This is a genomic window from Geobacillus sp. G4, assembly GCF_040327975.1.
In the GTDB taxonomy this organism is placed as follows: Bacteria; Bacillota; Bacilli; order Bacillales; family Anoxybacillaceae; genus Geobacillus; species Geobacillus thermoleovorans.
Map to the genome: position 1 here is coordinate 101,317 of NZ_JBEPJY010000007.1, position 15,460 is coordinate 116,776.

The window sequence follows — 15,460 nt, forward strand, 5'->3', positions numbered from 1 at the left end:
CCCCCTTATCGACTCGTTGCTAACGGATTGGGAACGGAAACGACACAATACGTTTTCGCTTCTGGCTGCAGCCGCATTTTTGCCAGCGCCTTATGATCGATGTGCGGCCGGTATAAGGCCTGGCGGTCTTCGTCTACTGCTCGTTTTAGGTTTGGGTCTTTGGCCAATTTGGCAAACACCTCATCACATTGGCGGCGGACGCATATCCAGCATTGTTCCTCGGCAATGCCCCACTGGCGGCTGATATGACGGATGATTTCGCCAAGCTGATTTTGAAAGACTGTATAAAACACTTTGTTTTGCGCTTCTCGCAAATCATCCGTAATCGTGATTGAATCGGGACGGACATCGATATTGAACCCTTGGCGCTCAAGGCGCGGCCGGTACAAACGGATGCCTCCCCAGTCGCGGAACAGCAATTTCATCGGTTTCCCTTGCCGGAAAACGGGAACGGTATTTTGCAAGTGTCCTTCCAGGCCAATGCCGTACTTGACGAGCAACGTTAGAAAGCCACGGACGGCGATGCCGACGTATTCGCGAAGAAAGGAAAGCGCCGTTTCTTGAGATGATGGACGGCCGATTCCCTTGGCATATGCTTCAATAATATCGTTGATAATCGGCCGGCCGCTGAATGGTGACGAGGCGTATAAAGCGGTGCCGGCAATGGCGATTTCCCCTTCATTGACAAAGCGATCCAGCCCTTCCCGATAAATGACCGATAAGTTCCGTGCTTTATTTGGATCTTCAGAGCGAAACGAGCAGCCGCCGATTTCACAAACAGGAAGAAAGATAGCGGACAAGTCCCTCTCTCTTTCCAAAATGGCGCGAAGCAGCCGGCTGTATGTTGCGCCGTTGTTGGCTGACTGGGGGGAAATGGACCTGACCGTCGAGGTCATTTGACTATGGACGGCAGTCTTTATATACAGCGGTGCTTCTTTCGCCAAAACGGTTCGGAACGAGGCGGTCGCCTGCGTTGGGATCACCGCTCCTTCGATCAGCCAAAGGAGGCCGTCGCGCAATTCCGCACGATAGACGTTAGGAATGACATGTTCGTATTGCCAAGGATGGACAGGCACGAGCACATAGTCTTCTAGCTTCTTTTTGGTTTGCTGGAAGCATTCTTCAACCGGGCCGCGCAGCGACGGAAAATGGTCGAGCAGGAATGTGTTCGGATCCTCGTATCCGTCAAAGTGGAAATCGCACAAATTGCGTCGGACGGCGACGATCCGCAGCTGCGGTTGACCGCCAAACTCAGCCGAGTAAGCAAATACGTCTTTAGGGGACATCGGCAGTTTCGTTTTGGCGCCTGGATGAAGATGATGCCCTTCAATGCAAAGTTGCTCGAAAAACAGCGCCGGGCAAAACGATGGATCGCTTTGTCGTTGTTCGATATAGGTGAACAAGTTGTCCGCTTCCTTCCGCATCGTTTGGCATTCCTTTTCAAAATGCCAATAAGCCAACGCCAAGTTGGAGGTTCCGTTTTCCAATTCTTTCGCCAGCTGCGCCCATGCTTGTTCCTCGCCGGCCGCCTTGATGAGCGGCGTTAGCAACGAAAGGAAGGAAAGGGCGTCCCGCACCGTTTGGATGCCTTCGCCGATCCAAACGACCTCCTCGCCGATGTCGCATTGGCGGAAAGCGGATTCGCCGCGGATCGGGATCAGCAAACATTGGCCGGGGGCAACGGGGAACAATTTATACATGATCCCTTCCTGCAAGTTGGCGGCCGGCAGCTGGCGGACGACCGCTTCCCATTCCGGCGTCAGCCCGCGCCAGTTCGTGATATACACTGAGTCGATCACTTGCAAATTGTAGGAACGGGAGTATAGACCGAATACGTCCTCCCGCAGCAACGCAGCTGCGGTTCGTTGCAAGATCGTCGTCCGTGCCCGCATGACATGGCGGACATAAGCGGAGAGATGTTCAGGAAATCGTTTTTGGATGAACTCGACGCATTCTTGTTCGTATGGATAAAGGATGATATCAGCTGTCCGGAGGGATAAACGCGTGTTCATCGTTCCCATTCCTCCCTTTTCCATTTGGCCAGCGGATTAGCTGTTTCAATGAATCGGTTGCGAAGATCATTGGTTAAGCGCATAGCGACAAGTGCTTTCATCGGCAGCACCGGGGAAAAGAGCGCGTCCCGATCTTGCCTTGCCTGTTCTTCTGTTTCACTGTCACGGGTCAACGCGGCAAATGCATTCTCCATTACATCCGCTGTGGCCTGCCAAAGAAGTGTCTCGTCGATAGAGAACGTGCGGGAGAGGCAGGCGATCAGCTCGCCAAGATGGTTGTGAATGACGGCATGGGTGAACGTATGCCGCAACTCGTTAAGATCTGCTGTCACGATGCTTGAAGGCGCGAGCTCGTCAAGCGGATAGCGATGGCGACCGAAGCGGCCGCAATGAAGGCGGATTCCTCCCAAGTCGCGAACGTGCATTGACTGGGGCGCGCCGGAGCGAAAGACAGGAAGGCTATTTTGCAAGTGAGCTTCCAAGCTGATTCCGTACTTGCATAAAAGCAAGAGCAACGGCGGAACGAGCATTTCCGCATACTGCCGGAAAAACCATACAGCCGCCTCGCGCACGGAGCTTGCCCCCTGATTGGCTGCATATTCCTCAACGAGCTCAGCTGCCACCGGTTTGCCGCTCAGGAAGGAAGGGGCAAGGAGCGTCACGGCTGGCATCATGATATCCCCTTCCGCCAAATCGCGCTCCGGATTGGTTCGGACGATGGCCGAGAGCTGTTTGGCAAGAGCGGCATCCTCGTTGTCTGTCCGACCTTGCGGCGAGAAAGAGATGCCCGCTGTTTCGCTGACGACCCGAAAGCGGGGGGCAAGCCGCTCTTTGACGAGCACATCGTTCAGCCAAAGCGATAAGCGTGGTCCGTTGGCCGCTGCCGCCGGAGATACAGTGCGGATGGCGCTCGTCATTTGCACATTGATCGGAGTTTTCAAATGATCACCGGAAGCGCCGGGGATCATGAACGTCCGCACGGAAACGAGCGGATAAGCAGGCAGTACGCCGCCATCGATCGGAACGATTGTTTGTGCGGCCAGTTCGTTTTGGAAACGCTGTTGGATGACGTGTTTCCATTGCCATGGATGGACAGGGATGACGTCGTATTCGCATTCAGACAGGCCGTATGCCCGCAACGTGTTTTGCACAACGGACTGCAACGTTTTATCTTGTTCGTAAACCCAATCTGCCATCCGTCCATAGGAAAAGGAAACGAAACGGCAATGGCTGCGACGCACCGCCAGCAAGGGGAGAGCGACTTTCGCTTCCCATTCCGGCGAATAGTCGATCATGTCTTGGACGCTGAAGCCGAGCCGCGTTTTGGCGCACGGGTGCAGTGTATGCCCGTCAATGACCGTTTGTTCGTAAAAGGTGAGAGGGCTGAACGGCCGCGGCTGGGCACGCACCCACTCGAGCGAAGACGAGTACGTTGCTCCATATGTATCGCGCCATCGACAGCGGCGCCGCTCGGCCGCGGCTTGGGCAAGCGCGTCGTTGATCACGCTGTTGGCGATTTCGGCGCAAAACTCGTCCCAATTTGGTGCACAACTGATGAGCCCTTCGCGTTGAAGCAGCTCGAGCAGCTCCAAGGGAGAGGAGAGAGACTTTCGCTCCTTCTGATCAAGCAGCCAAAGGCGCGCAACGGTAAACTGCCCTAAGGAAAACTGTTCCATTACCGCCGCTGTGATTTGTTTCTTCATAGAGAGTAGGATGGAAAGCTCCAATTTGTGGCCGGTTTGTTCCCAAACAACGCGATCTGGGCTGAGGAGCTGTTCGCGAATAAGCGCCTGCAGCAGTCGGTTGGCTATGCGTTGACGGCTGTTCGGCAAGGTGGCCAAAAACAAACCAGCCAACGATGGATCGACCGTTTGCAAATATCGATATGTTTCTTCTTCCTCAGTGAGAAAGAGGATGGACGAATTCAATCGGATCCCTCCATTTGATAACGATTATCAATTTCGTTAAATATCATAATATAAATGATTATCATTTTCAATAAGGAATTAAAAAATAGTCTTTCCGTCTAAGAGATAGGGAGGAGAGTAAGAAAAACTGACTAGTTCGATTGATGGGAGGGAGAATATAGAGGTTCCGCCTAAGAGACTGGTAATTTAAGAAAAAAATGTTCCGGTGTGGGACTTTCGCTAATGAATCAACAGCCTTTCCACGCGTTCATGAATCAACCATTTTAAAGAAAATGCGGTTTTTCTCTAACTCTCTAAAGCGGGGCGACAAATCAAAAACGGGAACTCCATTGTCGGAGCCCCCGCTTTTGATTCATTAGTTTCCCCAAATGGCGTTCGCCATCAGGCGGAATAGGTAGTCGGTATGGTCCCGGAATCCAGCTTCGAGCCCGATCAACGTGACGTCGGCGTTTCGTTCGCGGACAATGACAGCAGCCCCTTGGGCGGCATCGCGGTTTTTCCAATGCCCGGCGACGAAGAAGCCCGGATCGTTTATAAATGTCGCTTCGACGATATCATTGTCCGTATTCGTATACCATACCGGACGATACACAAAGCCGATGTCGTTCTGTCCGTAGCCGGCTGTCGTCCCTGTGCCGCTGTAGTCGACACGGACGATGCCGTTGCTGTTCGAGCCCCCAACGTTAATTGTATCGTCGGTGAGACCGAGTGTTTTGGTTGCTCTTGATGCCCCAGCGCCAACAGCGATGTATTTGCCGCCATTTTGGACAAACGCGGTGACGTTTGCCTTAAAGGCATTGTACTGCTCTTCATTTTGCAAGCCAAACTCTTTATTAGCAGCACTCAATTTGAGAGAAATCAAATTTTCCGTGCCGCTGTAAATAAAGACGTCAAATCCATTAAGCCCGTTCGTCGCCACTTCGACAGGCGTCAATTCGGCCACTTGGAAGCCGAGACGCTGCAACGCCAGCTTCGTGCCGGAATGTGATTGCTGCTTATTCATCCCCCCGTCTTTCAACAAGGCGACACGGACGCTTGTAATCGGTTTGGCATCAGCCGGAACCGCTGCTGTCGAAATGTGAAGCCCCGATTCTTTCACAGCTGCTGAAATGCGGTTGGCCGGCGCTCCCACATAGAAGTTTCCGCGCTCATCGCGTTTGACGGCAATGCCTTGTTGCAACAGCGTATTCACGAGACGGACGGCGCTGACCGAGCTGTTCGGAATGAGGTATGGGCCTTTCCCGGTTAATGACCCTTGCACTTGGACGTTTCCTACGTTTGTCGTCGGAACGTTCACTTCCTCGTTAACAGGGATAGCCGCAAATCCCCATAATTCCGGCAAGCTCCATGCTGAGATGTCATACATCGCCGGCGTATCGTCCGTAATGTCTTCGCCGTCCCAAAGCATCGTGTTGGCTAAGCCGGCTTTCGCCTGATCCATTGGAACGATGTACGTTCCTTTCGGGTACGTTGTCCCGCCTATGGTAAACGGCTGCGCTGCTTGTTTCACTTCAATGTCATTGCGGAGCAGATGCTCGACCGCTTTTAGTGTGACGGTTGGATCTGTTTCATTGACCGGCAAAAGATAGGCGTTCGGGAAAAAGCCTTCTGGATGATGCGGATGGTTGAACGTAATCCCGCGTTTAAACATTTCAATCTGGTCGGCGATCATTTCTTGTTTATGTTCAACGGCGAATTTCAACGCGCCCATAATGGCGTTATATTGCCAGCGCACGCCGTCCCAGTCGTTGGTCGGTGCTTCGAGCGTATGGCCGTACGCGCCGTGGTACATGGCGTACATTGGCGTGAAAATCGGCGGATAGTCATCCCAGCCGGCTGTATCGTCCCGGTACGGGATATAGACGCCTTCCATCGATTTGTACAGTTCACCTTGATAAGATGCTTTGTCGGCTAGAATTTCCGCTTCCATCGCTTTCGCTTGCTCGAGCGCCCATTTGATGTATAAATCGTATTCATAGTTTGGATTGTGCGGGGGTGTGCACGGTTCAATCAATCCTTGTTTGTTGGGCGCATAGTTTTTGACATATCCGTGCGTATCAAGAAACACCATCGGATTCCATTCTTTAATTAATTCTACCGTTTCCCGTGTTTCCGGTTGCGATTGGGTGATGAAGTCGCGGTTCAAGTCGATTCCCGCACCGTTAAACCGTGTCGCCTGCACGCGCCCGTCCGGGTTTTGCACGACGTTAAAAATGAGGACGGTGTTCGCTAAAATCTGCTTTGTTGCGTCATCGTTTTGTGTTGCAAACCGCTCGATCAGCTGAAGAATTGCGTCAGTGCCGACAAATTCGGTTCCATGGATCGAACCGTTGATCATAATCGGGACTTTGAAGTCTTCGTTGTTTGCCACCCATTCCTGCGCTTTGCCCGGGTTTTTGAACATTTGTTTGCGGAGCGCCTGAATTTTGCCGAATTTGCCGCGCGTCGACGGATCGGCAATTGTGACGACATAAAGCGGGTAGCCGTTCGCTGATGTTCCTCTTACTTCCACTTTGACGCGGTTCGACTGTTTCTCGATTTCTTTCAGTTTGGCGCCGATTTGCGAAAACTTGACAAAGTCATAGTTTTCTTGGTTGAATAAGCTCCCGTTTTGTTCTTCAAACGCATTGACGTTCGTCCATTTGATCGGCTCAGCTTGCGCGGCCGTCCAAGGGGAGAATGCCAATAAACTGAAGGCAAGTGCCCCGCCAATCATCTTCTTTTTATTCATGGATGATCCTCCATTTTATTGATCTAGTAAATGAATATTTATAACACAATTACTATTTTAATACAATCCCTTTTTACTGGCAATAGAATTTTTACATGAATCTGTGGTAAAAACGTGTCCAAACTGCTGAGAACACTGAATAAATATAACGTTTTTTGCTTTTCACTCAATAAATGAAGATTCGAAGAGGGGCTAAAACCTTGGTATAATAACGTTTTCTGATACTTTTGATGAACTCCTGTCATATAAAGGATGTCCGGTTGGGCGCTAAAGAAGGAAAACCAATGCACGTTGACGAATATGTCAATGCTATAGTAGTAGTATAAAGTTTTTTGATGATAGAAAAAAGGAGGAGAATGGATTGTCGTTAAGCGCTTATATCATTCGCACAATGTTCGTTGTCATTCCTGGCACAGCGGCGATCGGCATGGCCACATGCCTGGTCAACGGCATTCGCGGGGCGGCATTTTGGTGGACGCTTGTTGCTACGGTGCTGTTTGGCGCGATGCTCGGCTTCGTTTCGGCAACGCTCAACTATCGACGGTTTGTTGCCCCGATTGCCGTTATTAACGAACATTTAGGCAAGATGACAGGCGGAGATTTGACGGTGCGCATACCGCTTGATCGCGTGCAGCAGCTGCGGCCGATTGCGGCGTCGTTAAACGATATGGCAGACGCTTGGCAAAGTGTGATGGGGCAAATCCAACATCATGCCGAAGAAGTAGCGCAATATTCTCAGCAGCTTGCCGCTGTCGCCGAACAGACGACGAAAGCGACAGAGCAAATTGCGACAACGATGGAAACGCTTGCGGCAAGTGCGGAGGAACAGGCCGATGCTGTCCGCACCACCGCCGCGTCCGTGCATGATATTTCCCAAACATTGAGCGACGTCGCTTGCCATACGAAAGATGTGGCGCACCGCGCCGAGAAAACGTCGGCGAAAGCAGAGGACGGCAAGCAGTCAATCGGACAAATGTCCGAGCAAATGCAGTTCATTTACGATCATGTGCAAACGCTCGGCCAGGTGGTGAAAGGGCTTGGGGAGCGCTCCAACGAGATTGGACAGATTACGGAAGCGATCACCGGCATTGCGTCGCAGACGAATTTGTTGGCGCTCAATGCGGCGATCGAAGCGGCGCGCGCCGGCGAGCAAGGGAAAGGGTTTGCGGTTGTCGCGGACGAAGTGAGGAAGCTCGCAGAACAATCAGCGCGCTCAGCGCAACAAATTTCCGAGCTGATCGGTTACATTCAAGAAGAAACGAAGCGGGCAGTTGCGTCTGCCGAACAGGTGATCGCCGAAGTGGCGAAAGGATTGAACGTTGCGGCGGCATGCGGCCAATCATTTGCCCATATCCGCGAGGAGGTCGGCCAAGTGAGCAAACAAATTGGACAAGTATCGTCCGCCATCGAGCAAATGACGGAGCATGCTCGTCAAGTGAACGACGCACTCCAACAGATGACCAATATTGTCGAACAGTCAGCGTCTGGTGCGGCCAACGTATCGGCAGCGACCCAGGAACAAATGGCTTCCGTCGAGGAAATCGCCTCTTCGTCGACATCGCTCGGTCAGATGGCGGACGAGATGCGGGCAATGCTGAAGAAATTTTCTGTGTGAGTGAGGAAAAGGACGCTTTCTTCGAGAAAGAGGGGCTTTCAAACGACGTGTGGGAGTCAACGTTTGGAATAAAATGGTTTGCATCTTTGCCAATTGCCTGATAGAATAAAAAAAGTCAGTCATCATTGTGATACGCTTATCTGCTAGGGGAGTCCGAGAGCCGGGCTGAGAAAAGAACGCGATGAAGTTCTTTGACCCTTTGAACCTGATCTGGGTCATGCCAGCGTAGGGAAGCAGGCAGCGGGAACAGATGGACGTGTCTTGTTCATTTGGCCTTTTGCCTTCGATCAGGTTCCGGTGTCGGAACCTGTTTTTATTTTGAATCGGCCGCCATCGCCTATTCTCGTGTTTGCCCCGCTTCAGACGGTGTGGCTTCAGATCTGATTTTTCATCATTTTATGTTGAAAGGGGAAGCCACGCATGGAAAACATCCGCTCGTTTATGTCGTTTCCGGAAAGCCGCAAAGTGTACATCGAAGGGTCGCGCCCGGATGTGCGCGTGCCGATGAGAGAAATTGCTTTATCGCCAACGAAAACGCCGCAAGGAATGGTGGAAAACAAACCGGTGCGTGTCTACGATACGACGGGCCCGTATACGGATCCCGATTTTGAACCGGACGTGGAGAAAGGCTTGCCTCCTCTTCGTCGCCGCTGGATTGTCGAGCGCGGCGATGTGGAGGAAATGGAGCGGTCTTCTGTTGCGATCCAACGTTCGCTTCCGTTTGTGCGCCGTCCATTGAGGGCAAAGCCCGGAAAAACAGTGACACAAATGCATTACGCCAAACGGGGGATCATTACGCCAGAAATGGAGTTTGTCGCGATTCGTGAACAAATCGATCCAGAAATTGTCCGCCAAGAAGTCGCCGCTGGTTGGGCCATTATTCCGGCCAATATTAACCATCCAGAGAGCGAACCGATGATCATCGGACGTCGTTTCCATGTGAAAATTAATGCCAATATCGGCAACTCGGCTGTTTCTTCATCGATTGAAGACGAAGTGGAAAAATTGCTTTGGGCAGTGCGTTGGGGCGCCGATACGGTCATGGATTTATCGACCGGCAAACACATTCATGAAACGCGCGAGTACATCATCCGCAATTCGCCGGTCCCCGTGGGAACGGTGCCGATTTATCAGGCGCTCGAAAAGGTAGGAGGGGTGCCGGAGAAGCTGACATGGGACGTGTACCGCGAGACGCTCATCGAGCAGGCTGAACAAGGAGTCGACTACATGACGATCCACGCCGGTGTGCGGCTTCATTACATTCCGCTCACCGCCAACCGGACGACCGGAATTGTCTCGCGCGGCGGCTCGATCATCGCCCAATGGTGTTTGGCCCACCATGAAGAAAACTTTTTGTATACGCATTTTGAAGAAATCTGCGAGATTTTGAAACAATACGATGTCGCGATCTCCCTTGGCGACGGCTTGCGCCCCGGCTCCATCGCCGATGCGAACGATGAGGCGCAGTTTGCGGAACTCAAGACGCTCGGCGAGCTGACGAAAATCGCCTGGAAGCATGATGTGCAGGTGATGATCGAAGGGCCGGGGCACATTCCGATGCATAAAATTCGCGAAAATGTCGAGCGGGAACAGGAAATTTGTCATGGAGCGCCGTTTTATACGTTAGGGCCGCTTGTCACCGACATCGCGCCCGGGTATGACCATATTACGTCAGCGATTGGCGCCGCCATCATTGGCGCTTATGGAACGGCGATGCTTTGTTACGTAACGCCCAAAGAACATTTAGGGTTGCCGAATAAAGAGGACGTACGCGCCGGGGTCGTGGCCTATAAAATCGCCGCCCATGCGGCTGATCTGGCAAAAGGGCATCCAGCCGCTCAGCAGCGTGACGACGCGCTCTCGAAAGCGCGCTTTGAATTTCGTTGGAACGATCAGTTCAATTTATCCCTCGATCCGGAACGGGCCCGCGAGTATCATGATGAAACATTGCCGGCTGAGGCGGCGAAAACGGCCCATTTTTGCTCGATGTGCGGGCCGAAATTTTGTTCCATGAACATTTCACATGAACTGCAACGGAAAATCAAAGAGGAGGGGATGAAAGAAAAAGCGCAACAATTTATTCGGCAAGGGTCGTCGCTGTATCAATGACAAGAAGCGGGCTGCGATGCTCGGCATGGTGGAGAGGATACGGAAGTTCGATCAACGGAAAAAGCATGAGCTGGAAAACGCTCGGTGCTGATCGAAGCAGCGGAGGGGGGCGAACGTTCATCGCCCCTCTTGTTTGTTCTGCAAATTGGTGCGGTTCCTTATTATTTTAAAAATATATAATTTTTAAAAAATATATTTACAAATCGTTTCGGATTGATTATGATAATGGCATAAGGTGCAAATTTCTAGTCATAGAATGATCATGCGGGGAAAACTGCGCAGTCTATCGCGGCGCCTTCGCCGGCGCTTCGCTTCCATAGACAGCGGCCAGTTGCGTCATCGAACCGTGGATGATGCCGGCCGCTTCTTTTTATGGCGAAAGGGCCGGGTTTCAGAAGGTTGATCGCGTTTTTCTAGCAGCTTAGTGAAAAAATAACCACTTCTCCTGCATCGACCGCTTTTCGAGAAAAAAGATTTTGATGATGTCTTGATGTGAGAAAGCCATTGGTATGATAGGCTGCTTCTTGAACGTGAGACGGGCATGAGGGTGATGGGCGTGCGCATAAACTGAAACGAAGGGCTATGAGGAGGGATGGGATTGAACACATTTTCCGATATTGTGCAGACGATGCCGCCATATTTGTTCTCCCGATTTCAGAAGAAAAAAGAAGAATTGCTAAAGCTCGGGGTCGATGTCATTGATTTAGGGATCGGCGCCCCCGATTTGCCGCCCCCTTCCTTTGTCATCGAAGCGTTGAAAGAAGCGCTCGATGCGCCAGAACACTATACGTATTCGCCGTATGGCGGCTGCAGGGAGTATCGGGAAGCGGTCGCGCGTTTTTATGAACGGGAATATGGCGTCAAGCTCGATCCGGAGACCGAGGTGTTGGCGTTAATCGGCTCGAAAGAAGGAATCGTCCATTTGCTGCAAGCCGTTCTCAATCCCGGCGAGCTCGCCTTAGTGCCTGATCCGGGCTATCCTGTCTACCGGACGGCCGTCCATTTTGCCCGCGGCCAGGGCCTATCGCTGCCGCTCGATGCGCAACATGGTTATATTCCTCGGTTTGATGCGCTTCTCTCGTCCGTTTATGACCAAGCGAAAATCATGTTTCTCAATTATCCGAGCAATCCGACGGCCGCCGCTGTCGATTTGGATGTATTTGCCGAAGCCGTTTCACTTGCCCGTCAGCACCAGATGTTCATTGCTCATGATGCGGCCTACTCGTTCGTGACGTTTGCCGGTTTTCAAGCGCCGAGCATTTTGCAGGTGGACGGGGCAAAGGAAGTGGCGGTGGAATTTGGATCGTTGTCCAAAAGCTATAACATGGCCGGCTGCCGCATCGGATACGTAGTCGGAAACCGGGACATGATTCGAGCGCTTTCGGTGATCAAGAGCAACACGGATACGTGCCAGTTTATTCCGATCCAGAAGGCGGCGGTGGCCGCTTTGACGAACGGACGGACGTTTATTCGAGAAAATAGCCGCATTTATGAACAACGCATGAATATGATGGTCGAGAGACTTCGAGAACTGGGCATCGACGTGCAGCGGCCGAAAGCGACCTTTTTCTTGTGGATCCCGGTCTATGACGGATACTCGTCCGAACGATTTGCCGCCAAATTGCTGGAAGAAGCGGGAGTCATCGTAACACCGGGAACAGCGTTTGGATCCGCAGGGGAAGGATATGTCCGCGTATCGCTGTCAGCGCCGATGGAGCGTCTGCAGCAAGCCGTTGAACGATGGAAGCAAGTGGATTGGGAGGAATCGGCGCGATGAAGAGAACGATGCGTCACATCACGGTGGCTCAAGCCATCGTCGAATGTTTCAAACAGGAACAAATCCGTTATGTGTTTGGTGTGCCGGGGGAAAGTTATTTGCCCCTGCTTGATGCCATCTATGATGAGCCATCCATCGAGTTCATCTCCGCCCGCCATGAAGGGGGTGCTTCCTTTATGGCGGAAGGGTATGCGAAAGCGTCGCGGAAGTGCGGCGTCGTGCTGGCTACAAGGGCGGTTGGCGGGGCGAACTTAACGATCGGCGTCCATACCGCCAGGCAAGATTCCACTCCGATGGTCGTGTTTTTGGGGCAAGTGAACAGCCGCTTCCTAGGACGTGAAGGATTTCAGGAAGTCGATATGGAAGCGTTTTTTCGTCCGATTGCAAAATGGGTGGTCGAAATTCGCGAAGCCGAGCGGGTGCCAGAGCTGGTGCAACGGGCGTTTCGCACCGCGAAAACAGGGCGGCCCGGCCCCGTCGTCGTTTCACTGCCAGAAGATGTATTTTCCAAAACGATAACGGAAGCAGTGATGGCCGAGACCTATGTGCCGAAGCCGGCCCCAAGGCAAGAGGATATACGGAATATAAAGGAGCGGCTCGAGCGCGCCAAAAGGCCGCTCGTGATTGCCGGCGGCGGCGTCAAATGGTCGGGAGCCGAGCAGCTGCTGCGCTTATGGGCGGAAAAGTATGCACTTCCAGTCATGGCGGCGTTCCGGAGGCATGATGTGTTTCCCCACAACCATCCGTGCTATGTCGGCCACCTAGGCCTAGGGACGCCGAAAGAGGTCATGGAAACGGCTGAGCAGGCCGATGTGGTGATTGCGTTGGGGACGCGGCTGTCGGAAGTGACGACGCAAGATTACCGTTTGCTATCTCCAACGCAGACGCTGATTCATATCGATATTGACAGCGATGGGCTCGGAAAAGTGTATGCACCGGATATCGCGGTTTGGGCTGACTGTCGGGAAGCGCTGTCCCGTTTGCTCGATATCGCGGTGCAGCCGTCTTGGCAGGAATGGGCGGCTGAACGGAGGGAACGGTACGAACAAACGGCCGCGCTGCCGCTTGAAAAACGAACTCTCCATGAAGCGGTCATGGCGAGTTTAGGTCACCATTTGCCGAAAAATGCGGTCATTACGAACGATGCTGGGAATTTCGCCGGTTGGCTTCACGCCTTTTTCCCGTTTGGGGATGGGCACACGTACATCGGCCCGACGTCAGGAGCGATGGGATATGGCATGCCGGCTGCCATTGGCGCGAAAATGGCCTTTCCCGACCGGACCGTCGTTTCTTTATCCGGGGATGGCGGCTTTATGATGACGGTGCAGGAGTTGGAAACGGCCGCTCGATACGATATTCCGATCATTAGCATTGTGTTTAACAATCATATGTACGGCACCATCCGCATGCATCAAGAATTGCAGTTTCCGGGGCGGGTCATCGGCACCGATTTAGGCCGCGTGTCGTTTGCCCGGTTGGCAGAATGCTTGAACAGCTGCGGATTCCAAGTGCAGACGGAACAACAGTTCACGGAAGCGCTTCTGTTGGCGCTTGAAGCCAAGAAGCCGACGGTGATTGAAGTGTTGACCGATCCGAACCACATTTCGGTGGCGGCAACGATCCAAGACTTGCGGGCCAAGAGAAAGTCCTGACGATCATCGCTCGGCGTTCAATGTATAAATTATCTCAATAAATCATCTAGAAAAATGGGGGGAGTATACAGTGAAAATCCAAAACTATATCAATGGAGAATGGAAGGAGCCAAGCACCGGGCAATTTGCGCCGGTGATCAATCCGGCGACGGGGGAAACGATTGCCGAGGTGGCGATGTCCGGGCCAAACGATATCGATGAAGCGGTTCAGGCAGCCAAAGAAGCGCAAAAACAGTGGGCCCTCGTGCCGGCGCCGAAACGCGCGGAAATCTTGTATAAAGTTGGGATGCTGCTAAAGGAGCGGAAAGAACAGTTGGCCCGGCTGTTGACGATGGAAATGGGCAAAGTGATTGAGGAAGCGCGCGGCGAAGTGCAGGAAGGCATTGATATGGCGTTTTACATGGCGGGAGAAGGACGGCGGTTGTTCGGCGATACGACGCCGTCTGAACTGAAAGACAAATTCGCCATGAGCGTCCGCACGCCGGTTGGAGTGGTCGGCATCATCACTCCATGGAATTTTCCCATTGCCATCGCCACTTGGAAGTCGTTTCCGGCCATTGTTGCCGGCAATGCGGTCGTATGGAAGCCAGCGCCCGAGACACCGATCATGGCGCAGGAATTAGCTCGCATTTTTGAAGAAGCGGGCTTGCCGCCGGGAGTGTTTCATGTGGTCCACGGTGACGGGCCGACAGTCGGCAATGCGCTCGTCGAGCATCCTGATGTCAAGGTCATCTCATTTACCGGATCGAATGAAGTCGGGCGGATGATTGCGGAAAAATGCGGACGGCTGTTGAAAAAGGTGTCGCTTGAAATGGGAGGAAAAAACGCCGTCATTGTGATGGATGATGCGGATTTGACATTGGCGGTTGACGGCATCATCTGGAGTGCGTTCGGCACGTCGGGGCAGCGGTGCACGGCGTGCAGCCGGGTCATCGTCCATGAGCGGGTGAAACAGGAGCTTGAGCGGCGTCTGCTTGAAGCCGTGAAAACATTGAAAATCGGCAACGGGTTGGATGAAACGGTCAAAGTCGGACCCGTCATCCATGAAGAGGCGCTGCAAAAAATCGACCGCTACGTGCGCATTGGCGTAGAAGAAGGGGCGAAACTGCTTGTGGGTGGCTATATATTGCGCGAGGGCGACTATGCGCGCGGCTTTTATTACGCGCCGACGATTTTCACCGATGTCACGCCGAATATGCGCATCGCCCGCGAAGAAATTTTCGGCCCGGTTGTGTCGATCATTTCCGTCCGCAGTTTGGACGAAGCGATCGCCGTCAACAACAGCGTCGATTATGGGCTGTCAAGCGCCATTTTCACACGCGATGTCAACAATGTATTCCGAGCGATGCGTGATTTGGACACCGGCATCGTGTATGTCAACGCCGGCACAACGGGAGCGGAAATTCATTTGCCGTTTGGCGGCACGAAAGGGACGGGCAACGGCCACCGCGACTCCGGCGTCGCTGCGCTTGACGTATTCACCGAATGGCGGAGCATTTATGTCGATTTCAGCGGCAAGCTGCAGCGGGCGCAAATCGATACCGATGATTGAACCGGGCTGTCGCTTGCAACATGGCCGGCAAAAGAGAAGCGAAGATCAACGTGGAACATATATCGTGAATCGAAGCAGCGGCCG

The 15,460-nt window shown here is 52.8% G+C and carries 8 protein-coding genes and 1 riboswitch; of the genes, 5 read left to right on the forward strand and 3 right to left on the reverse strand.

The window, feature by feature from the left end; genetic code table 11:
* Positions 1 to 5: 5 nt before the first annotated feature.
* From ABS784_RS10415 to ABS784_RS10425, 3 genes are all read right to left on the reverse strand, one after another.
* Positions 6 to 2,012: an IucA/IucC family protein gene (locus tag ABS784_RS10415; protein WP_352512416.1), complete on the reverse strand. Its 2,007-nt coding sequence runs from the start codon at positions 2,010 to 2,012 to the stop codon at positions 6 to 8.
* Entirely contained in the window at positions 2,009 to 3,940 is a 1,932-nt protein-coding gene (locus ABS784_RS10420; protein WP_023633785.1) for an IucA/IucC family protein, read from the reverse strand. The genes ABS784_RS10415 and ABS784_RS10420 overlap by 4 nt, the downstream gene beginning before the upstream one ends.
* Before the next feature lie 355 nt (positions 3,941 to 4,295).
* Positions 4,296 to 6,671, reverse strand: a complete 2,376-nt coding sequence (locus tag ABS784_RS10425; protein WP_352512417.1) for a M14 family zinc carboxypeptidase — start codon at positions 6,669 to 6,671, stop codon at positions 4,296 to 4,298.
* Between the two features lie 361 nt (positions 6,672 to 7,032).
* Between ABS784_RS10425 and ABS784_RS10430 the strand changes: the two genes are divergently transcribed.
* The 5 genes from ABS784_RS10430 (at position 7,033) to ABS784_RS10450 (ending at position 15,376) form a co-directional block, all read left to right on the forward strand.
* Positions 7,033 to 8,286 carry a methyl-accepting chemotaxis protein gene (locus tag ABS784_RS10430; RefSeq protein WP_023633783.1) on the forward strand — a complete coding sequence of 418 codons (1,254 nt, stop codon included), beginning with the start codon at positions 7,033 to 7,035 and terminating at the stop codon, positions 8,284 to 8,286.
* Positions 8,287 to 8,421: 135 nt separating this feature from the next.
* A riboswitch (TPP riboswitch) is annotated at positions 8,422 to 8,535 on the forward strand.
* A gap of 171 nt (positions 8,536 to 8,706) precedes the next feature.
* Positions 8,707 to 10,395 carry a phosphomethylpyrimidine synthase ThiC gene (gene thiC / locus ABS784_RS10435; RefSeq protein WP_352512419.1) on the forward strand — a complete coding sequence of 563 codons (1,689 nt, stop codon included), beginning with the start codon at positions 8,707 to 8,709 and terminating at the stop codon, positions 10,393 to 10,395.
* A gap of 598 nt (positions 10,396 to 10,993) precedes the next feature.
* A complete protein-coding gene (locus tag ABS784_RS10440) occupies positions 10,994 to 12,172 on the forward strand; it encodes an aminotransferase class I/II-fold pyridoxal phosphate-dependent enzyme (RefSeq protein ID WP_352512421.1) in 1,179 nt (392 codons plus the stop codon).
* The gene (locus ABS784_RS10445) at positions 12,169 to 13,824 is read left to right on the forward strand and encodes a thiamine pyrophosphate-binding protein (RefSeq protein ID WP_352512423.1); all 1,656 of its coding nucleotides are present in this window, start codon (positions 12,169 to 12,171) and stop codon (positions 13,822 to 13,824) included. The genes ABS784_RS10440 and ABS784_RS10445 overlap by 4 nt, the downstream gene beginning before the upstream one ends.
* 70 nt (positions 13,825 to 13,894) lie before the next feature.
* Positions 13,895 to 15,376, forward strand: a complete 1,482-nt coding sequence (locus tag ABS784_RS10450) for an aldehyde dehydrogenase family protein (RefSeq protein ID WP_068896326.1) — start codon at positions 13,895 to 13,897, stop codon at positions 15,374 to 15,376.
* Positions 15,377 to 15,460 lie beyond the last annotated feature (84 nt).